19 protein-coding genes are annotated in these 25,937 nt (G+C 46.4%); 17 read left to right on the forward strand and 2 right to left on the reverse strand.

Translation table 11 applies throughout. The features are described 5' to 3' along the window. Positions 1 to 122: 122 nt before the first annotated feature. Complete coding sequence (locus tag LG219_RS00565; protein WP_226762607.1) at positions 123 to 350, reverse strand: immunoglobulin domain-containing protein; 228 nt, start codon at positions 348 to 350, stop codon at positions 123 to 125. A 37-nt stretch (positions 351 to 387) separates the two neighbouring features. Here LG219_RS00565 and galU point away from each other — a divergent pair, with 37 nt between their 5' ends. The 13 genes from galU to LG219_RS00630 all read left to right on the forward strand — a co-directional run bounded on the left by galU (position 388) and on the right by LG219_RS00630 (position 18,481). Next, positions 388 to 1,464 carry a UTP--glucose-1-phosphate uridylyltransferase GalU gene (gene galU / locus LG219_RS00570; RefSeq protein WP_373314778.1) on the forward strand — a complete coding sequence of 359 codons (1,077 nt, stop codon included), beginning with the start codon at positions 388 to 390 and terminating at the stop codon, positions 1,462 to 1,464. A 751-nt stretch (positions 1,465 to 2,215) separates the two neighbouring features. Next, positions 2,216 to 2,926 (forward strand): class I SAM-dependent methyltransferase, encoded by a 711-nt coding sequence (locus LG219_RS00575; RefSeq protein WP_226762608.1) that lies wholly within the window; start codon positions 2,216 to 2,218, stop codon positions 2,924 to 2,926. Between the two features lie 415 nt (positions 2,927 to 3,341). Further along, positions 3,342 to 8,690, forward strand: coding sequence for a glycoside hydrolase family 99-like domain-containing protein (locus LG219_RS00580; protein ID WP_226762609.1), 5,349 nt, complete (start codon positions 3,342 to 3,344; stop codon positions 8,688 to 8,690). Between the two features lie 194 nt (positions 8,691 to 8,884). After that, positions 8,885 to 10,336: a flagellin N-terminal helical domain-containing protein gene (locus LG219_RS00585; RefSeq protein ID WP_226762610.1), complete on the forward strand. Its 1,452-nt coding sequence runs from the start codon at positions 8,885 to 8,887 to the stop codon at positions 10,334 to 10,336. Between the two features lie 75 nt (positions 10,337 to 10,411). Next, entirely contained in the window at positions 10,412 to 10,834 is a 423-nt protein-coding gene (locus tag LG219_RS00590; protein ID WP_226762611.1) for a flagellar protein FlaG, read from the forward strand. A 44-nt stretch (positions 10,835 to 10,878) separates the two neighbouring features. Further along, positions 10,879 to 12,366 carry a flagellar filament capping protein FliD gene (fliD, locus tag LG219_RS00595; protein WP_226762612.1) on the forward strand — a complete coding sequence of 496 codons (1,488 nt, stop codon included), beginning with the start codon at positions 10,879 to 10,881 and terminating at the stop codon, positions 12,364 to 12,366. 5 nt (positions 12,367 to 12,371) lie between these two features. Next, positions 12,372 to 12,821, forward strand: coding sequence for a flagellar export chaperone FliS (gene fliS / locus LG219_RS00600; RefSeq protein WP_226762613.1), 450 nt, complete (start codon positions 12,372 to 12,374; stop codon positions 12,819 to 12,821). A 4-nt stretch (positions 12,822 to 12,825) separates the two neighbouring features. Continuing rightward, positions 12,826 to 13,134, forward strand: coding sequence for a hypothetical protein (locus LG219_RS00605; protein ID WP_226762614.1), 309 nt, complete (start codon positions 12,826 to 12,828; stop codon positions 13,132 to 13,134). A gap of 20 nt (positions 13,135 to 13,154) precedes the next feature. Further along, positions 13,155 to 13,577, forward strand: a complete 423-nt coding sequence (locus tag LG219_RS15490; protein WP_226762615.1) for a DUF2802 domain-containing protein — start codon at positions 13,155 to 13,157, stop codon at positions 13,575 to 13,577. Continuing rightward, positions 13,577 to 14,620, forward strand: coding sequence for a flagellar hook-length control protein FliK (gene fliK / locus LG219_RS00615; RefSeq protein WP_226762616.1), 1,044 nt, complete (start codon positions 13,577 to 13,579; stop codon positions 14,618 to 14,620). Before LG219_RS15490 ends, fliK begins: the two co-directional genes overlap by 1 nt. Next, positions 14,610 to 14,960: an EscU/YscU/HrcU family type III secretion system export apparatus switch protein gene (locus tag LG219_RS00620; RefSeq protein ID WP_226762617.1), complete on the forward strand. Its 351-nt coding sequence runs from the start codon at positions 14,610 to 14,612 to the stop codon at positions 14,958 to 14,960. Before fliK ends, LG219_RS00620 begins: the two co-directional genes overlap by 11 nt. Further along, positions 14,957 to 16,096: an MFS transporter gene (locus LG219_RS00625; protein ID WP_226762618.1), complete on the forward strand. Its 1,140-nt coding sequence runs from the start codon at positions 14,957 to 14,959 to the stop codon at positions 16,094 to 16,096. Before LG219_RS00620 ends, LG219_RS00625 begins: the two co-directional genes overlap by 4 nt. 378 nt (positions 16,097 to 16,474) lie before the next feature. Then, on the forward strand, positions 16,475 to 18,481 hold the full coding sequence (locus tag LG219_RS00630) for an NADPH-dependent 2,4-dienoyl-CoA reductase (RefSeq protein ID WP_226762619.1): 2,007 nt from the start codon (positions 16,475 to 16,477) through the stop codon (positions 18,479 to 18,481). A 237-nt stretch (positions 18,482 to 18,718) separates the two neighbouring features. Here LG219_RS00630 and LG219_RS00635 read toward each other — a convergent pair whose 3' ends face one another. After that, positions 18,719 to 19,630 (reverse strand): recombination-associated protein RdgC, encoded by a 912-nt coding sequence (locus LG219_RS00635; protein WP_226762620.1) that lies wholly within the window; start codon positions 19,628 to 19,630, stop codon positions 18,719 to 18,721. 159 nt (positions 19,631 to 19,789) lie between these two features. Here LG219_RS00635 and LG219_RS00640 point away from each other — a divergent pair, with 159 nt between their 5' ends. From LG219_RS00640 to LG219_RS00655, 4 genes are all read left to right on the forward strand, one after another. Further along, entirely contained in the window at positions 19,790 to 20,785 is a 996-nt protein-coding gene (locus LG219_RS00640; protein ID WP_226762621.1) for an extracellular solute-binding protein, read from the forward strand. Positions 20,786 to 20,985: 200 nt separating this feature from the next. Continuing rightward, positions 20,986 to 22,587 (forward strand): ABC transporter permease, encoded by a 1,602-nt coding sequence (locus LG219_RS00645; protein WP_226762622.1) that lies wholly within the window; start codon positions 20,986 to 20,988, stop codon positions 22,585 to 22,587. Further along, a complete protein-coding gene (locus LG219_RS00650; RefSeq protein ID WP_226762623.1) occupies positions 22,587 to 23,618 on the forward strand; it encodes an ABC transporter ATP-binding protein in 1,032 nt (343 codons plus the stop codon). Before LG219_RS00645 ends, LG219_RS00650 begins: the two co-directional genes overlap by 1 nt. Before the next feature lie 94 nt (positions 23,619 to 23,712). Continuing rightward, the gene (locus tag LG219_RS00655) at positions 23,713 to 25,785 is read left to right on the forward strand and encodes a methyl-accepting chemotaxis protein (RefSeq protein ID WP_226762624.1); all 2,073 of its coding nucleotides are present in this window, start codon (positions 23,713 to 23,715) and stop codon (positions 25,783 to 25,785) included. Positions 25,786 to 25,937: the final 152 nt, after the last annotated feature.

Genomic DNA, 25,937 nt, shown 5'->3' on the forward strand with positions numbered 1-25,937 from the left:
GACGGTGGCTGTTTGTTGGTAAAGACTGCAGTGATATACCTGATGATTTTTGGCTTTGTTCAGATCGCGGGTTGATGCTGTGCTGGTTGAGCTGGCGCTTAAAATCTGTTTAAGCGCGGGAGTCAGAGATAAGTCGTTTCCTGTTGCGGCCTTGGCATCAGAAGCGCGTAGGAGCGGGCTTGTTCGCGCAGGTTTTTCTTGTTTGGTTCTCCTTCGCGGGCGAGGCTGCGACTATAAATACCACGCTTTTTGTCGGTTTCTGAAGCAAAAATACGATCAGCAGCCGGTTTATCATTGGCCTCACGACAAGCAGCAAGTGCTATGTACATTTTGTTTAAAAAAATAAACAAGTTTTAAGTCATGGTAAGTGTTGACTTTGCTGTTTAAATGATTAAACATAACGCCATGCGTAAGTCTGATGTTCTACAATTATTTGGTTCACAAACCCGTCTCGCCGAAGCCTTGGGCTTGGGGCGTTCTGCGGTTTCGCAGTGGCCGGATGAACTCAATCAAAAACAATCCGATCAAGTGATGGGCGCCGCTTTGCGCCTAGGCTTGATCGCGTCACCTGTTCAACAAGGAAGTTCCATGCAAAAAATCCGCAAAGCCGTGTTCCCTGTCGCCGGCATGGGGACGCGTTTCTTGCCTGCCACCAAGGCCAGCCCCAAAGAAATGATGTCGATCGTCGATAAACCGTTGATTCAATACGCGGTAGAAGAAGCATTGGCAGCGGGTATTACCGAAATGATTTTTATCACCGGTCGGCATAAACGCAGTATTGAAGATCACTTTGATAAAGCCGGTGAGTTAGAGGCGGATTTAGAAGCCAAACAAAAAACCAAATTGCTCGAAATCTTGCGCGGAATTATTCCTAAATCGGTGACGTGTATTTATATTCGTCAGCCTGAAGCCTTGGGTTTGGGACACGCGGTATTGTGCGCGAAGCCAGTGGTGGGTGATGAGCCATTTGCAGTGATTTTGGCCGACGATTTAATCGACGGCAATGGCGTCTCAGAAATGAAACGCATGGTCGACGTATTTGACGATACGCATTGCTCGGTACTCGGGGTGGAAAAAGTAGCGATGGAAGAAACCGGCAGCTACGGCATTGTTGAAGTGTCTGAGCACGCTGGCCGTTTGCGTATTGGTAATATCGTTGAAAAACCAAAACCGGAAGAAGCCCCGTCAAATTTGGCCGTTGTTGGCCGATATATCCTTACCCCGCGGATTTTCCATCACTTGCAGCACGTGCAGCCGGGTAAAGGCGGCGAAATCCAGCTTACTGACGGCATCTTTGCCTTAATGCAAGAGCAACACATCCTCGCCCACAAACTCGAAGGCACCCGCTACGATTGCGGTAGCAAAATCGGCTTTTTGAAAGCGACGGTTGAGTTGGGGATGAAACACCACGAGGTGGGTGAGGAATTTACGGCTTATTTGAAAGATTTTTGCCAAGCAAAGTAAATGTGAGTAATGAATGAAACAAAAGGGCGCTACTTCTGGTAGTGCCCTTTTGTTTTTATTAAGATAGATATGTAAAAAACTATTTAAATCAGCAATTGAAAGCGAGGTAAGAAATAAAATTTATAGAGGTTAGGAGGGGCTCACGGTCAGTGCTATCGTTTTAAACGCCATTTATAAAAATTATGCTCTTGCTTCTTTTTTGTGGGGCGAATAATAGTTCAACAAATATATTATTTATATTTGTTGAAGGCTTTTGAAATTGTTATGTTTGTTAAGGGTCTTTAAATGTATTTTCTCTAGGAGCAAGGTGCAGATAAACTGATAATAAAAATTGATTGGTGTTTCATTTTTTTGGCTCTTGTATTGATTGTCTTTATGGTAAGGATGAATTTTACTAGATTATGGGGGGGCAAAAATCTAGCGTTTCAGTTGGGGTGCAATGTGTCGTAATTACTGGTTGTTCGTAAAAAAATGGTTTAAAAACCACCATAAGTTTAGAAAAACAAACAAAGACCTTGAAGTTTGTCAGGGTGAATGCATTGCTTAAAATTGCATAATCGTGAGGGTCTTGAATATCTAAATTGCTTAGGTAGTCCGTTGCAACGGAATAAAAAATACAAATTATTGCCGTAGTAAAGCTAGTGAGAAAGTAGTGTTTAGATAGGAATCAGTGATAATAAGTTTTCACGATAGAATTAACTCGTTTTACAAGAGTCTCATTTAATGTCAGCTTCTGGGGACCATCTATAGTATGTCTAATATCAATGAAATTACCTATGACGAATCAAATGTTCTTAAAAAGCTTGGGCCGCTATACCACGAGTACTCATTTTTTGGGGTGAATAATGAGCAACTACCGGGTATTTTTGAATTAAATCAGAAATCAAAATCTCCTATTATTTCCGCATATATAGCCCTTGCAATTGCTCACTCAAGAAAAGCAGCAACAGATTCTGTTTCATTTATGGAAATGTTTTGTGCGGATGGATATTATGCAATGATGGCATCTAGACTTGGCTGTAACCAATGCATTGGTATTGATGATGATAGCCAAGGTTTTTTTAAAAATGCGGAAGAGATTGCAGATTTACTCGGTATCCACAATGTAGATTTTATTAACAGGAAAATAACTCCAGATATGGAACTTCCAAAGGCTGATATTATCGCAAATTTGGGCGGTTTATATCATGTCAGCAATCCTGAAGAGATACTAAAACTTTCTTTTGAAAAAGCTAATAAATTCCTTATTGTACAAAATGTAGTGTCCTTAGCAACAACTGATGAAAATTATTTTGAATCCCCTGCACCTGGCTGGAATTGGGGTAGCCGGTATAGTGTTGAATCGTTTGATTGCATGATAAGAAGGCTTTTTGATAAGGTGATTGTTTGTTATTTTAATGTACTAGAAGGAAATTCTCGGCTGGAAGACAGAGGGAGTGTATATTATTTGATTGAAAAATAAATAACAAAATTAATCCTGATATATCTTATTTTATTTGATCGGTTTGCTAAACCATCATTATAGGTGAGACTGCTCCAGATGGTTTGAATGTAAAAAAACAAGTCTATTTAAATCAATGGCCTGCGGATCCATCATTCAAGCAGCGTGAGGCAAACGTAATTAATTTTGTAGCTCTATGGGTTTCTTTGTTGTCAGGCAGTAGACTGTGATCGTTACATATAAAATCTAATGAAGTAGTGACACGTAATCAAATGGAAATATTTTACTATTCTTGTCTAGGTGACGTTTGCACCTTTGCTGTGCTACAACAATGGTTCGAAGTTTTTCCATGCAGGTGCAACGGACTACTTAAAGTAGACGCCAAGCGTAATATTAAATGCAGTCCAACTGAAACAGTAATGAGGTTTTTCTTTGTATGAAAAAATTATCTGATTTTTGCTTTGACCCGGAACTAAGGGTTTGGTTTTCCACTGTGAATAAGAATTTTTCTTATTCAGATGGAAAGGCAACAGAGGATTTTATCTATAAAACTGTCCGTGAAGTTTATGGTCGTGGTGGTAATGAAGATGATTTGGTTGCATATATCCGTGACTGGCCAACTGAGTATCATTTTTCCCGGAGGCGAGCCAATATAATTAAATATCTTGACGGACTGAAGGTCGGAACTAAAGTGCTTGAGTTGGGGTGCGGTTGTGGTGCTGTTACTGCTGCTTTGGCAAAGATAGGGTGTGTGGTTGATGCTGTAGAGGGTGCCATTGATCGCGCGAGGGTGGCCGCGGCTCGGACTGAGTATTGCCAGAACGTTAAAGTGTATTGCTCTAATTTTCAAGATATTGAGTTTGAGCCAATTTATGATGTCGTGACATTGATCGGAGTTTTGGAGTATTCCCCGCAGTATCTTGATTATCCTGATCCTTTTGTTGGTTGCCTTCAAATGGCAAAGAAAGCATTAAAACCTGGAGGGGTTCTAGTTGTAGCAATTGAAAATAAATTTGGAATTAAATATTTTTCTGGTATGTCTGAGGATCATCTTGCAATTCCATTTTATGGGATTGAAAGTCGGTACAAAAGTAATCAAGTGACTACTTTAGGTAAAAAAGGGTTGACTGGAAAGTTAGGTGAGGCTGGTTTTTCTTGGACGGAGTTTCATTATCCTTTTCCGGATTATAAGCTTCCAGAGGTTATTGTTTCTGAAAGTGGGATGCAAGAATCTAGCTTTAATGTTGCTGATTTGGTGGCTGATTTAGAGTGTCGTGATTATTCTAGCGTTGGAACTTCAGTATTTAATATTTCTGCTGTTATTGATGGTTTGGCAGAGGAGGGTATGCTGGGTGATTTATCGAATTCATTTTTAATTATTTCTGGATTTGATGACTCTTCCTCTCTTGTTAGTAAAAATATTTTGGCACGAAAGTATGGATACAATAGATCTCCCGGGTATAATTTAATTACAGAGTTTAAACGTAACAATTTTGATATTGTTGTTTGTAAGAGGGCAGTTGATGATAAAGTATTTGTTCAAAATGAATTTCTATCGATAGGGAGATTAAAAGAAGCGTATCGTAGTGGACGTAATCTGTGTCGTTTGATGGTCTATGAATTGAATAGAGGGGCTGTTGATGAATTTTATAGATTATTATTGCTTTGGATTGATTGGCTTTCTCTAAGAAAAAATGAAATTAATAGTTTTAGCCTTCCTGGTTTTATAGATGCGGTGCCAGGAAATTTTATTTATGCTGAAGATGAGCTTAGTATTATTGATACAGAATGGCAAGCTAAAGATAAATTTACATTTGATTTCTTAGTTGTTCGCGGTGTAGTGTCATTGTACTATATTGAAGGGGTTCGTAAATATTTTTCAGCGGATTCTTTGTTTTTGTTTTGCGAGAAATTGATTTCTCCTGTACGTGATAAGTTTGATTTAAAGTTGTTTAGTGTTGTAGATCAGTTTAATAATCATTTATTTGAAACGGTGTATGGCTTGGGCCGTTGGAATGAGTCATCCTATAGAAAAAATAAAGTAGAAGAAACTAAATTAATTGTTGAGCCTAAGCCATTAGTTAGTTTAATTGCTTTTTATTTACCTCAATTTCATGAAATTACAGAAAATAACAAATGGTGGGGTGAAGGCTTTACTGAGTGGACAAATGTTCGAGCGGCACAACCTTTGTTTGATGGGCATTACCAGCCGCATGTGCCGCATGCTGATGTTGGGTATTACAATTTACTTGATTCTAGTGCCCTTTCCCGTCAAGCGGTCATGGCAAAAAAATATGGAATAAATGGGTTTTGTTTTTATCATTATTGGTTTGATGGCAAAAGACTATTAGAAAAACCGGTTGATATTTTACTAGCTCACCCTGAGATTGATTTGCCATTTTGCTTGTGTTGGGCCAATGAAAATTGGACTCGTCGTTGGGATGGTGGGAATGAAGAAGTTTTAATTGCTCAGTGCCATAGTCAAGAAAGTGATAAACGTTTTGCTGCAGATTTATTGCCTTATTTGCTTGATGTTCGTTACATAAAAATTAATGAAAAACCCCTTGTTTTAATATACCGTCCAGATTTAATTCCTGATATTGAGTCAGCTACTGCTGGCTGGCGTGAGGTTTGGCGTCAAAGTGGTGTTGGTGAGGTTTTTCTAGCAAATGTACAGAGTTTTTCGATGGATGATCCTCGTGAAATTGGATTTGATGCTGCGGTGGAGTTTCCCCCTCAAATTGTCTCATTAAGCTCAATTCGTCCTGAGTATCCAGAGTTTAGTCGCATTGACCCTTTGATTAATCTTGCTAGCTATCCAGCAAGCAGCCGTGCTTGGGCAGGGCGTGAAACGCCAGCATATACACGGTTCCGAACGGTGATGCCTGCTTGGGATAATGCCAGTCGCAGACGTAAGGGTGGAGCTTCCGTTTTTGTCGATAGCACACCGGATTGCTATCGAAAATGGCTAGAGACAACGATTGCTCATACGCTTGTTGAGAAAGAGGGGGATGAACGAATTATTTTTGTGAATGCTTGGAATGAATGGGCAGAAGGTTGTCATCTCGAGCCCGATCAGAAATACGGCTACGCCTACTTAGAGGCGACACGTGATGCTTTGTATTCTTCAAGTCCGAAAAAATTGCCGGCGAATAGTGTTTTTAATGATTGGCTCAAGGCTTTTTCGCTTGATGACCGACAACGTTTAAATATTCATGCTGCGCTCTCTGATAAAAATCTGCCCAATATTGTTTTTGTTATTGATGGCTTAGATGCTTCATTGGAACTTATTAGTGATACGTTAAAAAGTATTGTGCCAATATTATCAATGTTGGCTGCGAAAATAATAATTTTAACGCCACATTCAACGACTCAATCATCATCACAAATTATTTGGTTACAAACAAATTGTGTCCCTAAAGGCTTTTGGCATGAAATCGCCTTGATTCATGCAGGACAATGGTTTTTTCCATTAAAAGCGGGTGACCGATTAATTCAAGATGACTGGTTGCAAGTACTTGCCGCTTGGCCTTTTGGAGAATATGTTCGATTAATCTATGGCGATGAACTTTCAATTCAAGAGGATGGAGTTGCCAATGGCGCTATTTTGCGCTCATCAGCAGAGCGCTTAGATTGGTTTGCAATGCCCATTCAGGGACGGCATGCGTTGATTGCTGCAGAACTTCTTGCGACTGTTGATTCTGCCGAATGTACAGGTTTTGATGAATTGTTTTTATTACGCCTTGTACTTGCAGCATCACGAACTAGTACGGGGATTCATTTATCACAATTTTTAGTTAGTAAGACAATTGGGCACTTACAGGTCGACTTTTCCGCCGCGATGGCAATTTGTCAAAACGAGTTAGATGACTGCTCAATCAAATTGAACATACACCCTGGTTTGTGGGCGGGTAGTACCCATTTAGTTTGTGGCGATCAGAATTTGCCTGCGGTTCAGGTACTTTTACCCGTTGATCGACCGATCTCATTGCTTTTGCCGGTGATCGAGAATTTATTGGCGACGACTGACTATCCAAATTGGGAGCTTGTGCTGCTTGCAACTCGCATGGATGAACAATCAGAGGCATTGCTTGATCAAATCACCCAAATTGCACCCGGTCGTTTGTCTGTTTGCCGTGTTGATGCCACACCAACTTCACCTAGAACAATGATACAAGCGGCAACCGCTGATTTTGCCGTGCTTTGGGCTGCTGATTTGTGCGCGCTACATAAGAGCTGGTTGAGTGCATTGATTGGCCCTCTGTCCGTCTTTGACGAGCTTGCTGCAAGTGGTGGTTTGTTGCTTGCGCCTTCTGGTGCAATCATCAGTGCGGGTTTGATTCTGGGGCGCGCAGGGGGCGTCGATCATCTATTGCACGGCAGTACTTTAGATGTTGCTCCGCAGCGGCAAAGTCAGACTGGTCGTATGGTTTCTGCTCTTGATTTTAGGGGTATCGCCATACGAACTAAACTATTTAAAGACTTGGATAATATACCTGAGGATATTTGGGATTTTTATGCTGCGACTGATGTTGCTTTGAGCCTTGCTGGGCAGGGGGGGCGTTGCTATTGGTCGCCCTATGCGCCATTACAATGGGCGGGGGATAACCATAAATATTCGGTTGAATTGTCTGAGCTCGGGCTTCGTGAGCCAGCAGCGCAATCTTTTTGTGAGCGTAATTTTTCCGCATTAGAGCGGGATATCTATTTTAGCCGTTACTTGTCAGAGGATGTTAGTGGCATTCATTTTCATCAGTTCGAGTTTGGCGAGCAGTTTTCCAAAAAGGCAGTTAACGCAGATTTGTTACGAGTCATCGCGCTGCCTGCAGACAGTTATGGCTGCGGTCAGTATCGTGTTCGAAAACCTGCGGCAGCTTTGCAAAAATCAGGTTTGCTGAATGTGATTACGGCTAGTCGCCTACCTTTACCTGCCGAGTTGGCACAAAGTCAACCAGACTCGATTGTAGTGCAGCGTTTGGTATATGGGCCTGATATTGAACGTTTACGTCAACTACGTCGATGCCGTGAATTGTGGTCTGTTTTTGAATTGGATGATTATCTGCCTGCTGTACCAAGCTCCAGCTTGCATCGTGGGCAAATTTCCAAAGATATTACCAAACGTATACGGGCAGGTTTGTCGGTTTGTGATCGATTATTAGTGTCAACTGATTCATTAGCTGATGCTTTGAGTAAGTTCCATTCTAATATTGTGGTTGCACACAATTATTTATGTCCCGATTGGTGGGATGTGACGCCGATTAAAAAAGAGCGGCAGGATGAACGCTTACGTATTGGTTGGGCAGGCGGCGTAAGTCATACGGGAGACCTTCGTCTATTGCAAAAGGCTGTTCGAGTACTGGGGGATCGAGTGCAATGGGTATTTATGGGTATGCTCCCAGAATGGATGCCGCCTGAATGGGTTGAGTATCATTCACCGATAAGCATTGAGTCTTACCCAGCTCGGTTGGCCAAATTGGACTTAGATTTGGCATTGGCGCCATTAGAAATCAACTTGTTTAATCGCTGTAAAAGTAATCTTCGATTATTAGAATATGGCATTTGTGGTTACCCCGTGCTTGCGAGTGATCAGGAGCCTTATCGCTGTGATTTACCCGTTACTTTGGTTAAAACTAGTGAAGATCATTGGTTGCAGGCGATCGAAGCGAAGCTTGGTCAGCGGGAAGCGTTGCGTGCAGAGGGTTTACAGTTGCAGGCGAAAATAGTTGAAAGTTATCTTTTGGATGGTGTACGACTTGAAGCTTGGCGTGATGCGTGGATACCTTAGATCGGCATACTTGCATAGTGAAAGCATGAGTTGTATGGCTCAACAGAGATGGGTTTTGTATGTTTTTATGGTCATAAAAAAAATAATCTGGAGTGATGTCCTAAAGTTTTGTTTTTTACAACCGAAAAAACAGTTGTAGGCGGCGCAATGATGCGAACCGCTGAAGCGTAAATCAATCTTCAAGGAGCAGCATCATGGCCGCCGTTATTAACACCAATGTACCTTCGTTAACCGCACAGAATAATCTGTCTAAATCTCAATCTGCGCTTTCTACATCATTGCAACGTTTGTCTTCTGGTCTACGCATTAATAGTGCAAAAGATGATGCGGCAGGTTTGGCGATTTCAGAACGGATGACGAGTCAAGTGCGTGGTTTGGATCAAGCAAAACGCAATTCAAATGACGGTGTCTCAATGTCGCAAACCGCAGAGGGCGCGCTGTCATCCTCTGGTGATATTTTGCAACGGGTGCGTGAATTGGCCGTTCAGTCGTCAAATTCAAGTAATAGCTCGTCTGATCGCCAAGCGATTCAGGCAGAGGTGAATCAACTGACGCAAGATTTGGATCGGATCTCAACGCAAACTGCATTTAACGGTACAAAATTGCTCGATGGTAGTGCCGGTACTTTGAATTTTCAGGTTGGTGCCAATGCGAACGAATTGATTTCAGCCTCTGGTGCTAACTTTCGAACAACAAATTACGGCAATAATCAAGTAACGAACGATCAGAAAGCAGTTGCGTCTGGTTCTAGCGTTGCTGCAGGTGCTGTTGTAGTTGCTGGTTATCTAGGGTCTAAAAGTGTCACAACAGTGTTAGGAGATACTGCTAAATCGATTGCTCAAAATGTCAATCAGGCAACGTCAGACACTGGAGTTACCGCGACGGCTAAAACACTTAGCTCATTGAAGTTGGGTCAAAATGAAGCTTATTCATTTAGTATTGTTTCCGATAATCCGGCCGCCTCTCCAGTAACTATTGCATTTTCAACGGGGGCAACAGCTGATGCAAGTGGATATGCTTCAGCAATTAATAATATTAATGCTCAATCGTCGAAAACAGGTGTGGTCGCTGAGTTTGATAAAGTAAATTCGAGTATTAAATTAACAAATTCAACAGGTAATGATATTAAGATTACAAATGGAGCAACAGCAAATACTAAATTTGATGTTCAAAGTTATACAACCACAGGAACGCTTACTGCTGCGTATGACGGAAAGGGTGCTGCCGCGGTTGCGATAGTCAATGGTACAGTAACATTTGATTCGGAAAATAGTTTTAAAGTGACTGATACATCTGGTTTGCAAGGCACTAATACGGCATCAAAGTTAAACTCAGTCGCGGGTTTGGATGTTACCTCCTTTGCTAATGCGCAAGATGCAATTAAAACGATTGATTCTGCGCTCGCTTCAGTCAACAATCAGCGCGCTAAGTTTGGTGCTTTACAATCGCGTTTTGAAGTGGCAATCGGTAATTTGTCGACAACTTCTGAAAATCTGTCTGCATCTCGTAGTCGGATTCGTGATGCGGACTTTGCATCAGAAACCGCAAGTTTGACGCGTAATCAAGTCTTGCAACAGGCAGGTAACGCAATGTTGGGTCAAGCCAATGCACTCCCAAACCAAGTGCTTAGCTTGCTTCGTGGTTAACCAGGTAGTAAATTGATAGTCTAACTAATGCCTCGGCTGTGTTTGCAGTCGGGGCGTTTTTCTAATTGGAGGTGTATGATGCAAATTAATTCAATTGCTCATGTAAGCTCGGTACCAATGAATGATGGGCAGTCAAAAACAAGCAAAAATAATAACTCAACCGATGTTGGATCGGCACCAACAACAGTTCTAGCCGCCAGTTTGGCTGCGCAGCAACAGATTGTCGGGGTTGGCGCGGGGGAAAAAAGTGCCAGTGCGGGGGGGCGTGATTCGAGCGGGGAAGAGCGTAAGGCTGCAGTTGAAATGCTCAATCAGATTGTAAAGTCAAATAATGAGTCTTTGCAGTTTTCAATTGACGATGATACTGATATTCGTCTGGTAAAATTAATCGATATTTCGACTAAAGAAACAATTCGCCAATTTCCTTCTGAAGAAATTGTCGACATTGCGCGTGCAATGAAAAAACTCCAAGGGATGATGGTGGTTGATAAGGCTTAATTGCCTTTGGTTGTCTAGCTAGGATTAATTAAGGGAGTATCGATATGGCTCTGACTTCGTCTGGCTTGGGATCTGGTTTGGATGTGGCGGGGATTGTCTCTTCATTAATGAAGGTTGAGCGTGCGCCATTGGGTAAATTAGATACTAAAGAAGCAGGTATTCAAGCCAAAATCTCAGCACTTGGTACGGTAAAAGGCAGCATTTCAGCGCTACGCACGGCCATGGTGGCTTTGCAAGACATGAGCAAATTTGTTGGTTTAAAAGCCAGTAGTTCTGACTCCAGCTTTGCCAGTTTAAGTGTGACTGCCGGTGCCGCAGCAGGCGCTTATAGTCTTGAGGTGCAAGAGCTGGCCAATAGCCAAAAGTTAACCAGCAAGAGTGGGGTATTTACCGCCGATAGCCAGATTCTGGCGACCTCGGCCGCATTGGGCGGTAAAGGGAAAATCACGATTACATTTGGTGATGCCAATGGAACGAGTGCGTTTATTCCTAATACGACTAAAACACCGGTCAATATTGATTTAGATCCCGGTAGCGATGGTAATTTAACTTTGGCAGAAGTTCGAGATCAAATTAATGCCAAAGATGTGGGTGTTACCGCGAGTTTAATTCAAGCGGCCAATGGTGATGTGCGTTTGAGTTTGCTAAGTAAAGATACGGGCAAGGCCAATGGCATTAAAATAGACGTAGCGGCACCTGGTGTGGCGACCGATTTAAATAAATTAACGTATGATCCCGATGCATTGACCGCAGGTTTTGAAGTGCTAGCGGGCAATGAAGCAAAAGATGCTACTTTTATACTGAATGGCGTATCGATTCAGCGCTCCAGCAACACGATTGCCGATGTGGTGAGTAATGCCACGATTACGCTGAATAAAAAAACGACAGCGGCAATTAATTTGGAAGTTAAATCCGATAGTGCTTCTGTTTCAAGTATGGTTGATGCTTTAGTTAAGGCTTATAACGATACGAATAAAATGCTTAACGATGCCTCGGCATATAATGCAGAAACCAAGCAAACTGCTATTTTAAATGGCGATAGTACTATTCGTAGTGCGCAAACGGCGATTAGAAATTTGCTAGGAATTTCTATTGAAGGTACTGGCGATTTACAAACCATGATGGGTATTGGTGTTTCGGTACAAAGAGATGGTTCATTAAAGTTTGATAAAAGTAAATTAGAAAAATCAATTGCTGCTGATCCAGCGAATGTGGCTAAATTTTTTGGTGCTTATGATAAAGTGGCAAATTCAACGATTGTGCCAGAAACTGCAAAAACAGGCATTGCTTATCAGTTTGATCAAATCCTAAAGCGATTGGTTGATACAAAAGGTACTTTTGATTCTAAAGTGGACGGTTTAAAAAGCTCAGTAAAAAATATTGGGCAGCAGCGAGAATTATTGACGCGACGCTTTGATTCGGTAGAGAAACGATATAGAGAGCAATTTACAATGTTAGATATTAATGTTGCCAAAATGCAGCAAACTTCAGGCTGGTTAAGCCAGCAATTGGCAAATTTGCCTAAGGGGTAGGCGTTATGCATAAAGGTGCAATGAAAGCATATGGGGCAGCCACAATTGATGAGCAAGTTGCAACGGCTAGCCCCCATCGTTTGATCGTGATGTTGTTTGATGGTGCGATTAAATCAATTAATTTGGCAAAATTTCATCTACAGCAAGGTAATATCGCAGCAAAAGGTGAAAGTATTAGCAAGGCGATAGCCATTATTGAGGAGGGTCTACGACTTTCTTTGGATAAACAGATTGGCGGTGAAATCGTTAATAATTTAGATTCTTTATATGAATATGCAGCTTATCAGTTAATGTTAGCTAATTTGCATAATCGGGTCGAGTTACTCGATGAGGTTTTATTGTTATTAAATCAGCTTAAATTATCATGGGAAAGTATCGATCCTCGATTGCAAATAAGCCCTCAGAGTTCTGAAAAATTGCCAGAGTTGAATAATTTAAGTTTTGGCCGAGCTTGATTGAATGGCTATTTTAAATGAAATGCAGCAGTTACTGATTCTGTCCGAAAGCTTGCTGGGCATGGCGAAGAATGAAGCTTGGGATGATTTTTTTCTTGCGTGGCCGGCGTATGATGAATTGATTTCTCGTCGATCTAATATCAATTGGCTCGATTTTTCAAAGAATGATCAAATAGAATTAAAAAAAATACTGCTTGAAATTGAAACGGTGCATGTGTCCTTAATTGCTGCATCATCGGCTTGGCGGACCGAGTTGCAAGACTTGCTGCAAACTATTGTTCAGTCTCGCAAGCTGAGTATCAGCTATCGCTAGGGTATATTAATGGGGGTATTGTGCATAACGCGGGCGTCTATCTAACTTGGCTACAATTACTCTACGTGGGTATTTTACTTCTCATTTTTTACGCTGCAGAGTTGGTGTTTTTTTGGCTGCGACATGGTCGAAAGAATAAAGCGACAGATTTAACTGTAAATCTGCAACTGCAAATTGATGATTTACGTAATGAATTGGCCAATACACGTGTGCGCCTTGCTGCAATTGCTGTGCAATTGCCGTCTTCGGACTTTGAACATAATTCATTAAACGCATTATCAGTATCCTCTGCGCTTGTTCAAGATCCAGAATCCCCTTACTCCCACGCGATTCGGCTAGCGCAAACCGGGGCAGATGCGCCGGAAGTGGCGGCGGCTTGTGGGATTTCTCGTGGCGAGGCCGATTTGATTGTGGCGATTTATCGTAGCGCGGAACGCAACTAATGCTGCCGGGTAATATGGCCAGCACCTTGCTAACGCAATATTTGCGCGGTCAGCAAGGTGTTTTAGAGGCGGTCAAACTCTCCCCTGATGATATTCGCCTGACTGTGGGCGAGAAAGTTCAAGCAACAGTCACCAATCTGTTACCCAATGGCCGCTTTGCGGTGCTGATTAAAGATCAATTGCTCGATCTTAACTTACCCCGCAATACTCAACCCGGTGAAAAACTCGATTTAACAGTGTTGGCTAAAACGCCAACGCTCACCTTTAGTCTGGCTCAAGCTGAAGCCAAGCCAACTATAGCACCAGCGCCAAATGTGGCATTAAGTCAAGGCGCAGCGATGCTTAGCGCTGTATTAAACGCGCCAACGGATGGCAAAACAGCGGTATTACAGCAAGCTCAGCCTTTGTTTATGGCTTCACCAAATTCGGCGCAATTGGCTGGCCAATTGGCTGGGCGTTTAGCAGAAAGTGGCTTGTTTTATGAGTCGCATCAAGCCGAATGGGTGAGTGGACAGCGGCCTTTACAAACCTTATTAAAAGAGCCACAGGCGCAATTTAATCTTGCCGCAGGTGCCGAACAAACACTAAAGAGTGATCTGCCTTTAGCGCGTCAAACCACGACCATGGCGGCGGATGCCTTGTTGTTGCATAAAAAAAATGAGGATATACCGCCCGAGCAAGCGATGCGGCAATTGGTTCGCCAGCAAGTCGATTTACTTGAGCAGCGGCCTTTGATTTGGCAAGGGGTGGCGTGGCCCGATCAGTCTTTGCGTTGGGAATTAGAGTTAAAAAACCAGGGCGAGGCGCATAGCGAGCTCAACCCCGCGCAGCAGCAATGGCAAACCAAACTAGATTTGACTTTGCCTAAGCTGGGTGAGTTGGGCGTTGTTGCTAGCTTGCAACACGGGCAGTTTCATTTGCGCTTTAACGCGCTGAACGCCGATACCGCTGATTTACTCAAGCAGCAGCAAGCAAGTTTGCTTGAGCGTTTTGCGGCAGCCGGCCTCAATGTCGTGCAATATCAGGTCAGCAATGAGACATAAACCGTTATCACGCGCGGTGGCGCTGGCTTATCGCGAGGGCAGCAGTGCGCCGCGCGTGGTGGCCAAAGGGCAGGGTTTGCTGGCCGAACGCATTATTGAAAAAGCCAAAGAAGCCGGTATCTTTGTGCATGATTCGCCAGAAATGGTGTCTTTACTGATGCAAGTTGATTTAGATAGCCAGATTCCAGCGCAGCTGTATCGCGCTGTGGCAGAATTGCTGGCGTTTATTTATATGCTCGAGCGGGGTGATACCGTCACCGCGCCTGATTTTAGTCATTTATCTGCTTTAAGCGAGCCGCAGGCTGCGCCTTTAGTTGTTGATCCGACGGACTCCTTGTGATTATTTCTTCAGTCTCTTTACGCCGCAGTCAGCTGGCGGTGGCCGCTTTATTTCTGGTGTTAGGTTTTAATTTTGGCACTTGGGCTTCTCGCATTCCCACCTTAAAAATGCAATTGGATTTAAGCGCCGCCGAGGTGGGGATTTTATTATTGGCCAGTGGATTGGGTGCGGTATTTTCCTTTCCGATTACCGCCACTTTGCTGCATAAATTGGGCTCTAGAAAACTCTGCTTGCTGGCAGGTTCAGCGATTCCATTGATTTTGATCGCGCTGTCTTTGGCGCCGACTTTTCCTTTAGCGATGGCGGTGATGGCGCTGGAAGGTATCGCTGTGGCGTGCCTGAATGTCGCGATGAATTCGCAAGGGGTTGAGGTTGAGCTGGCGGGTAAGCAGGCGATTATGTCGCGCTTACATGCGGTGTTTAGTTTGGGTGGTTTATTGGCAGCGTTGTTTGCTTCTGGGCTGACGCTGCTGACGGATTCTTTATGGATTCATTTTGTTTCTGCCGCTGGTTTGTTGTGGCTTGGCGTGGCTTTTGCGCGTAAAGGCTTGCTGCCCGAGCAGATAAAAGACGCCGAGCAGTCCAATGGCAAACGTTTTGTGATGCCTAAGGGTATTGCACTGTGGTTGGGTTTGATTGCGCTGTGCGGCACGGTGGTTGAAGGCTCGATGTCCGATTGGTCGGCTTTGTATTTAAAAGAAATGGCTGGCGCTTCGGCGCAGTTGGCCCCACTGGGGATTGCCTGTGTTTCCGGTACGATGCTGATTGCCCGTTGGTTGGGCGATGGTTGGCGCACGCGCTGGGGCGCTGAGCGAATGTTAACCGGCGGTGGTTTATTAGCTGGCGTTGGTTTAGCGATGGCACTGGTGATCGGTGGCGTGGTACCGGCTTTAATCGGCTTTGCTTTGGTCGGTTTGGGTGTGGCGGCGGTGTCGCCGTGTGTGTATGCCGCAGCCGCCAAGCATGGCGCAGTGGCGTTGGCGGCAGTGACGACCATGGGTTCGATTGGGGCGCTGATGGGGCCACCGTTGATTGGCTTTATTGCCCATGCGAGTAATTTGGCGTGGGGCATGGCGGTGATTGCGCTGGCGGCCACATTGATTGCTTGGTGCACTCGGCGGGTTGATTGGCGCTGATGGGGGGGAAGGGTGCAGCACACAACAGTGCTGCATCGTAGTGCTCAATACGCATTCTGATGAGCAGCCAAGTCAGCAACATTCTGTAGGAGCGGGCTTGCCCGCGAAAGCAATGCCGATATAGGCGTGAATCACCCCAGTTGACCGCGCTTTCGCCGACAAGCCAGCGCCGATAAGTGCAATTTCTTGCTGACAGAGATGGTCATCTAATCAGGATATTCCTTTGCTGCTAATACATACGGTGTTAGCTGATTGTGCGCGCTGTTGGGTGTGCTTGGGGTTAAAAGTGTCGTTTAATCGAGACTGAGTGATTAACCCTAATAGTCTAGCGAGGGTGAACTAGGCTAATGTCATTCAAACGATCGTTTGGAGACGGCAGTGCCTTTATATCCGCATTTATTTACCCCGCTTGATCTTGGTTTTACCACACTAAAAAACCGCGCTTTAATGGGCTCGATGCATACCGGTTTAGAAGAGCATGCCGATGCGCCAGAACGTTTGGCGGCTTTTTATGCTGAACGGGCAGCGGCTGGCGTGGCTTTGATTGTCACTGGTGGCATTTCGCCCAATCCGGCGGGCTGTATGTATGTGGGCTCATCCATGCTCAATGACGCCAGTCAACTGGCACGGCATATTCCAATCACCAGCGCAGTGCATGCCAATGGCGGTAAGATCGCCCTGCAAATATTGCATACCGGTCGCTATGGCTATCATGCGGATGCGGTTGCGCCTTCGGCGATTGCTTCGCCCATTTCTGCTTTTACCCCGCGCGAACTCAGCGCCGCTGAAATCGAACAAACCATCGCCGACTTTGCCAATACCGCCAGTTTGGCGCAGCGCGCTGGCTATGATGGCGTCGAGATCATGGGCTCTGAAGGCTATCTAATTAATCAATTTTTGGTGGAACGCAGTAATGTTCGCCAAGACGCATGGGGTGGCAGTATCGCCAATCGGCAGCGGTTTGCGATTGAAATCGCCAAGGCGGTGCGCGCGGCTTTGGGCCCCAATTCAATCGTCATTTTCCGAATTTCTTTACTCGATTTGGTCGAGCAAGGCGGCACTTTGGCCGAGGCGATTGAATTGGCGCAAGCGTTGGAATTGGCTGGGGTGACCTTGCTCAATACTGGGATTGGTTGGCACGAAGCCCGAATTCCAACCATCGCCGCAACCGTACCGCGTGGGGCGTATAGCTGGGTAACGCGGGCGCTAAAACCGCATGTGGGCATTCCCTTGATTGCGGTGAATCGGATAAGTACGCCAGAAATCGCCGAAGATATTCTGGCGCGTGGCGATGCCGATATGGTGTCGTTGGCGCGGCCTTTATTGGCCGACCCAGAGTATCTGCTTAAAGCCCAAGCTGGCCGTGCGCTAGAGATCAATACCTGCATAGCCTGTAATCAAGCTTGTTTGGATCATGTGTTTGAAGGAAAACCTGCATCGTGCTTAGTCAATCCACGCGCGTGTAATGAGACCGAACTCAATGTCGTAACGAGCCAGCAGCCGAAAACCGTCGCCGTGGTGGGGGCCGGGCCGGCGGGATTGATGGCGGCCTTGACCGCCGCGCAAGCTGGGCATTATGTAACGCTATTTGAAGCTGGGCCGGCGATTGGTGGGCAGTTTGGTTTGGCACAAAATATTCCAGCCAAGGCCGAGTTTAGCGAAACCTTGCGCTACTTTACGGTGATGTTGGCTAAGTTTAACGTTGAAATTCAACTCAATCAGCGGGTCACCGCTGCGCAATTGGCAGGTAAGTTTGCTGAGGTGATTGTTGCAACGGGGGTGGTGCCGCGCGTGGCGCAAATCGAAGGCATTGATCACGCCAGTGTGGTGAGTTATCCGGATTTAATCTCTGGCAAAGTGCGGCCAAAACAAAAAATCGCCGTCATTGGTGCAGGGGGTATTGGCGTCGATGTCGCAGATTTCTTAGTCAATGGCATGCATACCGAGCGGGAGTATTTGGCCGAGTGGGGTGTGGATACCACCTTAAGCCACCAAGGCGGTTTAGTTGCACCACAAGTACACGATAGCGGGCGTGAAGTTTGGTTACTTAAACGCAGTAAAGGTAAACCTGGTGCAGGGCCAGGCCGCACCACCGGTTGGATTCACCGCATCGGTTTACAGCGCAGCGGCGTGCATTTATGGGGTGGCGTTGAATATCTAAAAATCGATGATGCCGGTTTGCATGTCCGTCATGATGGCGTTGAAAAATGCTTGCCAGTCGAGCAAATCATTGTGTGCGCTGGGCAAGAGTCGGTCAGTGATTTATTCACTCAGCTGCAAGCTTTGCAGCAGTCGGTGTATTTGATTGGCGGCGCGCTGGAGGCGGGCGAACTCGATGCTAAGCGGGCGATTGAGCAGGGTTTTAAACTCGCTTTGACGTTGTAGTTATCGGTTTGCCGTATAAAAAACAGCCTCGTTAGCGTCATGCCGTTCACTCTATAAAAAACCTTTTGACGCAGAGACGCAGAGGCGCAGAGAAAAGCCAAGTTGGAACTTAAACCCCAGTAAAAATCACGATTTAAGTCGTTGTTTGCTGATGTTTTGCACTGGTTTTCTCTGCGTCTCAGCGCCTCTGCGTTGGCTTTTCAATGTTTGACTTGGTGGTGTCGGCGACTAAATAGCTTAGGTTTTTTGTGTTTCGCCGCCCAGCGCTACAACCAATTCAGGAATAAATCCGCGTAGCTCGCCAATTAAGAGCGCCATTTGCGATTCGAAGAGCGCGTCTTGCGTTTCGGCGTCCATGTCTTTGACTTCGTCTTTGAGCACGTCAAGCATCGCCAGTGATTTGATTTCGAGCGCTTCGGTGAGTGTAAACGTCAAGCGTTCGCCAAAAGCCAAAGCCAAACGCGTGGCAATTTTACCGGCTTCTAAATGCTGGCGAACTTCTTCGCAGTCCATCACTTGGCGCTTAAAGCGGGCAATCGAGCCTTCGTCGCCCGGCACTTTAAGCTCGGCATCTTGGCCGATGCTGAAGGCCGCGGGTGGTTCGCTCGTTAGCCAGTCGGTCATGGCCATCGCAGGGCTGGTTTCGGTATCAATCAAGCGCGTTGGCAAGCTGCCCAGTGTTTCGCGAAGGGTTGAGAGTAGATATTCAGCCTTGGCAGCGGACGCGGCATCGACAATCACTAAGCCATTGGCTAAATCGAGCAGGGCGCGATTGGTGCGGCTGCGGGTAAAGGCGCGTGGCAACAGCTCATCGGTAATGCGTTCTTTCATTTCTCGCTGTTCTTTACGGCCGACTTTGCGGTTTTCTTCTTGCTCAATGTGTAAAACGCGCTGATCGAGCTCGTCTTTAATCACGGCGGCAGGCAGCACTTTTTCTTCGGTTTTGAGGCTAATCAACACGGCATCTTGGCGTACGAAGGCGAATTCTTCTGGCGCATGACGGGCGGGTGCAACCCAGCCACAACTTTGCATATCCATATTGCCGCAAGGCACAAATGGACGTTTAGCCAATTCGGTGCCGATGGATTCGCTGGTGAGTGCGTGATCGGCGCTCAGGCGATAAATTTGTAAGTTACGAAACCAAAGCATGGGGCTTTCCTTTATCTGGGTGGCCGATTGTAGCGCTGCTGGCGGCAGACGCAAAGGTTAAGCGTGAAAGAGTCGGTTTGCTTTGTATGTGTTATTGAGAATGATTGCTATTGTGTGCTACAGTGGCCGCACTTTATCTTCTTTATTTTGGAATGACTCATGATGAAACGCATCGCATTCTCTGTGCTGACCTTGTCTTTGATGTCGGGCTTTGCTCAGGCGGAAACGGTTACTGTATATAGTGCCCGCAACGAGCAATTGATTAAGCCTTTGTTTGATGCGTATACGCAGCAAACTGGCGTTGAAGTCAAAGTGTTGACCGATAAAGAAGGTCCACTGATGGCGCGTTTACAAGCTGAAGGCAGCAATACACCAGCGGACATGTTGATTACAGTCGATGCCGGCAATCTTTGGCAGGCATCCAATTTAGGCTTACTTAAAACCGTGAGCTCAAAAGTACTCGATGCCAATATTCCAGTGCATTTGCGTGATCAAAAAGGGCAATGGTATGGCTTGTCAGTGCGCGCGCGCACTATGTTTTACAATCCAGAGTTAGTTAACGCCGATCAACTGTCGACGTATGAAGACTTGGCTGATCCAAAGTGGAAAGGTAAATTGTGCTTACGCACCAGTAAAAAAGTCTACAACCAATCTTTGGTTGCGATGATGATTGAGCAATACGGCGAAGCCAAAACCGAAAAAATTGTTCGCGGTTGGGTGGCCAATTTAGCGACCAATGTATTCCCGGATGATACGAAATTGCTCGAAGCCATTGCGGCAGGTCAGTGCGGTGTTGGGATTGCCAATACTTACTATTTCGGCCGAATTGTAGAAAAAAATCCAAAATTTAACGCCAAGCTCTTCTGGGCGAATCAAAAAGCTGAAGGCGTGCATGTGAATGTCTCCGGTGCGGGCGTGACGCGCTACGCTAAAAACGAAGCCGGTGCGTTGAAATTAATCGAATGGTTGTCGTCGCCAAAAGCGCAAAATATCTACGCCGATAAAGACATGGAATTCCCGGTTAATCCTGCAGTTAAACCGGATCAATTGGTGGCTTCTTGGGGACCATTTAAGCAAAACCTAATCAATATGAGTAAGGCCGGTGAATTGCAGTCGCAAGCGGTTAAATTGATGGATCGCGCTGGGTATAAATAATCTCAGCGGCAGTGCGCGCCCTTTGGCAGCAAAACACGGTGTGGTTTTCGTTTTAGGGTGTTTTGATGTTGTTGGCTAAAATGGGGATGCCGTACTTCGCTATCATTTTATTGTAATCAAAACGTGGCATATCGCCCGCGCCCGATTACAATCGATAGGCAGCCGTTAATCGGCTGCCTTTTTCATATTTTTGGATCGCTATGCGTTTTATGTCTCCTCGCGGTGCGGTATTGCTATTGCCAATAGCCTTGCTGACACTGATTCCGCTGTTGGTGGTGATGGGCTCTTTTTTGCAGCCCGAGCCCGAAATTTGGCAACATTTATCTGAATATGTGTTGCCCGATGTGCTCAAAAATACCCTGATCTTAATCGTGGGGGTGGGGGTGGGGGTATTGCTCTTGGGGGTGCCGCTCGCTTGGCTCACCGCCGTATGCCAGTTCCCCGGACGACAGTTTTTTGCTTGGGCTTTAATGCTGCCTTTGGCTATGCCAGCCTATGTGCTGGCTTTTGTCATGGTCGGCTTTTTAGATTTTACTGGGCCGGTGCAAACGTTATTGCGTGAATGGACGGGCTCATCAGCGTGGTTTCCGCGCATTCGCAGTACCGGTGGCGTGATCTTGGTGATGTCGCTGGCGTTTTATCCCTATGTGTATTTGCTCGCCAGAAATGCATTTTTAACCCAAGGCAAACGTGCACTCGAGGCGGCGCAGATGTTGGGCATGTCACGACCACGGGCGTTTTTTGCTGTGGCTTTGCCCATGGCGCGCCCTTGGCTCATTGCTGGGGTGACGTTGGCGCTGATGGAAACATTGGCTGACTTTGGGACGGTGTCGATTTTTAATTTTGATACCTTTACCACCGCAATTTATAAATCGTGGTTTTCATTATTTAATCTGACTGCCGCGTCGCAATTGGCGTCTTTACTGGTGTTGTTGGTGCTGCTGATGCTCGGGCTTGAGCGTTGGGGGCGGGGGGCGCGCCGCTATCATGGCCGCATTGTGGCGCGTGAACGGATTATTCTGACGCCTTCGCAAGGCCGTTGGGCCACAGCGGCGTGTACGTTGGTGTTGTTGCTGGCGTTTTTAATTCCAATGGCGCAATTGCTGGTTTGGTGTGCTGAAGTATGGCGTGAAGATTTTGATTCACGCTATCCAGGGTTTATTTTGCGCTCGATTGGCATCTCTTTATTGGCGGCGTTGATTGTCACGGTATTGGCCTTGTTGATGGTGTATGTGCAACGCCGCTACCCAGCAAAAATCACCTCGGTCTTGGTGCGAATCGCCACCGTCGGCTATGCCGTGCCGGGCACGGTGCTGGCAGTCGGGGTGTTTATACCGATTGCGTGGTTAGACAACCAATTGCTGCCTATTGCCCATGCTTTGGGCTTTACCACGTTTCAGATTTTAAAAGGCTCGGTCGCGGTGATGCTGCTGGCTTTGGCGGCGCGCTTTATGGCGGTGGGCTTTCAGCCGATTGATAGTGCGATGCAAAGGATTAGTCGCAATCAAGAAGATGCCGCTCGTACCTTAGGGGTGAGCGAGCGCGGTTTGTTGTGGCGTTTGCATTTACCGCTACTGCAAGGTGGGGTGATGACGGCGGTGTTGATGGTGTTTGTCGATGTGATGAAAGAAATGCCAATTACCTTGATGACGCGCCCGTTTGGCTGGGATACCTTGGCAGTGCGGGTATTTGAAATGACGTCCGAAGGCATGTGGCAAAACGCCGCATTGCCGAGCTTGTTAATTGTAATCAGTGGCTTATTGCCAGTGATTTTATTGGTTAGAAAATCAGAGAGTGAATAATGGCTTTGCTACAAGTTGATGCGTTAGCGGTTTCATTTGCCGGGCGTAAGGTCGTTGAAAATTTGTCGTTTGACTTGCTTGAAGGCGAGATTGCTTGTTTGCTTGGCGCTTCAGGCTGCGGTAAAACCACGGTTTTGCGCGCCATTGCTGGCTTTGAGCCTTTGACGGCGGGGAGCATCGTTTTGGCGGGGCGACAAGTGGGCTCGCCCCAATTGCAAACGCCGGTACAAGAGCGCGGTATCGGCATGGTGTTTCAAGATTACGCCTTGTTTCCGCATTTGACCGTTTCGGCCAATATTGCGTTTGGTTTGCCCAATAAAGACAGCAAAAAAATAGCCGAGCTGCTGGAGCTGGTTGGCTTAAGTCATGTGGAAGATCGTTATCCACATCAATTGTCCGGTGGTCAGCAGCAGCGGGTGGCTTTAGCCCGCGCATTAGCGCCCAAGCCGCGTTTATTATTGCTCGATGAGCCGTTTTCAAATTTAGACGTTGAGTTGCGTGAGCGTTTGGGGCAAGAGGTCAGGGCGATTTTAAAAGCCAGTGGCACGACGGCGATTTTAGTCACGCATGATCAGCGCGAAGCATTTGCAATGGCCGATCGTGTGGGCGTCATGCATGAGGGCGCATTGCGGCAATGGGCCGCGCCGTATGATCTTTATCATGAACCGGCGGATCGGTTTGTCGCTAATTTTATTGGCGAAGGGGTGATGCTGCCCGCGCGCTTGAGTGGCCCCAATTGTATTGCATTTGAATTGGGTGAAATTTGCCGCACGGTGCCCATTGAATGCGGAATTGGCAGCGAAATGGAAGTGCTGATCCGCCCGGACGATATTGTGCATGTCGATCACAGCCCGCTCAAAGCCGAAGTGGTGGCCAAGGTATTTCGTGGTGCGCATTTTTTGTACACCTTGGCGCTGCCTTCCGGGCATAAAGTGCTGTCTTTGGTGCCGAGTCATCACAATCATGCGATTGGCGAAGCCATTGGTATTGAGGTTGAATGCGAGCATGTGATTTATTTTAAAGTTGAATAGCGCGCGATTGCTGGTTGGTGGCGATTTGTCTAGGCAAATAGTGCTGCATTAGTTATTATTAATATAATTAATTGATAGCTAAACGGGATCTCGAATGCTGCACTTAAGCCGGATGAGTCTAAGAACAAAAATCCTACTGTTCACCACTACCGCCATTGTGATTGGTTTTTCGGCGATGATTTTAATCATTGCCAGCAATGCGTATCAATCGGCTAAAGCACAAGGCTTATTGCGTTTGCAAGAACAAGCGCGCTCGTATGCCAATCAAGTTGAAGGGCAGTTTACTGCCGCTTACCAATTGCCTATCAATCTGGCGCTGGCGATGACGGGGATGCAGGCCAGCGGTGTGCCTGAGCGCAAAGTGCTCGATAGCCTGATGATGAGCATGTTGGCTTCCCAGCCTCTGGCTTCGGGTTTGTATATGGTGTGGGAACCCAATGCGCTCGATGGTAAAGATGATGGGTATCGGCAGGACTGGCCCAAGCATGATCCTACCGGGCGATATACCCCCTATATTGTTCGTAGTGAAGGTAAAATCATCCAAGATACGTTACTTGGATCGGCACAAAAAACCGCCGCCGAGCCATTTCGAGCCAATCCTCAGCAATATCAGGCGCCTTACGAAAGCGCGGGTTGGGGCGATTTTTACTTTATCCCCAAGCAGCGCCAGCAAGACTCGGTGACTGAGCCGGCGACGTACGATGTGAATGGTCAGCAAGTGTTGATGTCTTCTTTGGTGGTGGCGATTAAAAATGCGGCCGGGCAATTTTTGGGCGTGGCCGCAGTGGATTTGCCTTTGGCGTCATTGCAGGCCAGCATCGGTCAGGCCAAGCCTTTTGGTGTTGGGCATGTGAGTTTGATTTCGAATGCGGGCTTGTATGTGGTTGCGCCAGACGCTGAGAAAATTGGTAAAAAAGTCAATGCTGCCGATTTTCCGGCTGGCTTTATGGCTGATTTAAGCGCCGGTAAAGCACTGCGTTTTGAGCGTGATGGCCTGTTGTATGAATACCAGCCGATTAAAATGGGCAATAGCCAGCAGCCGTGGGCGGTGGGTGTTGCAGTGCCAGAGTCGGTGGTGGTGGCTGAGGCGGTCAGCGTGCGCAATTGGGCGATCTTGGTCGGTTTGATCGCCATTGTGCTGATTGTCGCCGTGCTTGGGGTGGTATTGAATATCTTGATTGCACCACTGCGCCGTTTAGCCCTAGCGATGGAAGAAGTCTCCAGTGGTCAGGGCGATTTAACGCGGCAATTGCCGATTCATGGCCAAGATGAAATAGGCCGCACCGCCCAAGCGTTTAATCAATTTGTGGTCACGCTACGCGCTATGTTTTTAGACGTTCGCTCGCAAAGCGAAGCGGTGAGTCAGGCCAGTCAGCAATTGGCCGGCCCTGCTGAAACGGTGAAAACCTCGTCAATTCATCAGGCCGAGGCCGCCACCTCAACCGCAGCGAGCGTTGAGGAAGTCACTGTCAGCATTCAGCACATTGCCGATTCGGCGCATGATTTTGAACAAACAGCGCGTGAGACCGGCAAAGAAACCTTGGCCAGCCAGTTTAAAGTCGATGAAGTGGCGAAAGAAATCGCGCAAATTCACGCAACAATGGCGCACTTGGTCGCGTCGATGCAAAGCTTGAATACCCAATCGTTGCAAGTGAATCAGATTGTGCAAACGATTAAAGACATCGCCGATCAAACCAATTTGTTAGCACTGAATGCGGCCATTGAAGCGGCGCGGGCGGGGGACATGGGACGGGGTTTTGCGGTAGTGGCTGATGAAGTGCGAAAACTGGCGGGCCGCTCAGGTGAGGCGACGATTGAGATTTCTAAAATCGTGAATGCAATTCAAGGCGAGATTCATAAAGCGGGAGATCATATGCAAGTAACGCAGCAGCAAGTGGGTGCGAGCGTGCAGTTGTCGCGTCAAGCCGCTGAATCAATGAATACGGTGCGAGTGGGGACGGAGCAGTTGCTGGTTAATATTGGCGACATTGCCAACGCTACCCGTGAGCAAGCTGCGGCGAGCACCGACATCGCGCAAAATATCGAAACCATCAGCAATATGTCACAGCGCAATAGTGATGCCATGTCTGAGGTGGGCGCTTCGGTAAAAGGCTTGGAACAAATGGCCTTGCACCTTAAAACCATAGTCGCTGGATTTAAGCTCTAGTCTCGATGGTAAGTTGTCGATGCTTAGCACAAAAAAGCCGTTCAGAACTTGAACGGCTTTTTTTGTTTACTACGTTGAAATTGCTGGGTATATCTCTATGGGTATTTATTGGCGTGCTCTGCAGTTAAATACCCAATTAATAATGGCAATGT

The organism is Deefgea salmonis (assembly GCF_020531905.1).
Classification (GTDB): domain Bacteria; phylum Pseudomonadota; class Gammaproteobacteria; order Burkholderiales; family Chitinibacteraceae; genus Deefgea; species Deefgea salmonis.

Bases quoted from the DNA above. Each gene is read 5' to 3' on its own strand.
- LG219_RS00585 (WP_226762610.1), top strand. From the start codon at position 8,885: ATGGCCGCCGTTATTAACACCAATGTACCTTCGTTAACCGCACAGAAT.
- LG219_RS00655 (WP_226762624.1), top strand. From the start codon at position 23,713: ATGCTGCACTTAAGCCGGATGAGTCTAAGAACAAAAATCCTACTGTTC.
- LG219_RS00590 (WP_226762611.1), top strand. From the start codon at position 10,412: ATGATGCAAATTAATTCAATTGCTCATGTAAGCTCGGTACCAATGAAT.
- LG219_RS00650 (WP_226762623.1), top strand. From the start codon at position 22,587: ATGGCTTTGCTACAAGTTGATGCGTTAGCGGTTTCATTTGCCGGGCGT.
- galU (WP_373314778.1), top strand. From the start codon at position 388: ATGATTAAACATAACGCCATGCGTAAGTCTGATGTTCTACAATTATTT.
- LG219_RS00635 (WP_226762620.1), bottom strand. From the start codon at position 19,630: ATGCTTTGGTTTCGTAACTTACAAATTTATCGCCTGAGCGCCGATCAC.
- fliD (WP_226762612.1), top strand. From the start codon at position 10,879: ATGGCTCTGACTTCGTCTGGCTTGGGATCTGGTTTGGATGTGGCGGGG.
- fliS (WP_226762613.1), top strand. From the start codon at position 12,372: ATGCATAAAGGTGCAATGAAAGCATATGGGGCAGCCACAATTGATGAG.
- LG219_RS00640 (WP_226762621.1), top strand. From the start codon at position 19,790: ATGATGAAACGCATCGCATTCTCTGTGCTGACCTTGTCTTTGATGTCG.
- fliK (WP_226762616.1), top strand. From the start codon at position 13,577: ATGCTGCCGGGTAATATGGCCAGCACCTTGCTAACGCAATATTTGCGC.
- LG219_RS00580 (WP_226762609.1), top strand. From the start codon at position 3,342: ATGAAAAAATTATCTGATTTTTGCTTTGACCCGGAACTAAGGGTTTGG.
- LG219_RS00645 (WP_226762622.1), top strand. From the start codon at position 20,986: ATGCGTTTTATGTCTCCTCGCGGTGCGGTATTGCTATTGCCAATAGCC.
- LG219_RS00620 (WP_226762617.1), top strand. From the start codon at position 14,610: ATGAGACATAAACCGTTATCACGCGCGGTGGCGCTGGCTTATCGCGAG.
- LG219_RS00605 (WP_226762614.1), top strand. From the start codon at position 12,826: ATGGCTATTTTAAATGAAATGCAGCAGTTACTGATTCTGTCCGAAAGC.
- LG219_RS00575 (WP_226762608.1), top strand. From the start codon at position 2,216: ATGTCTAATATCAATGAAATTACCTATGACGAATCAAATGTTCTTAAA.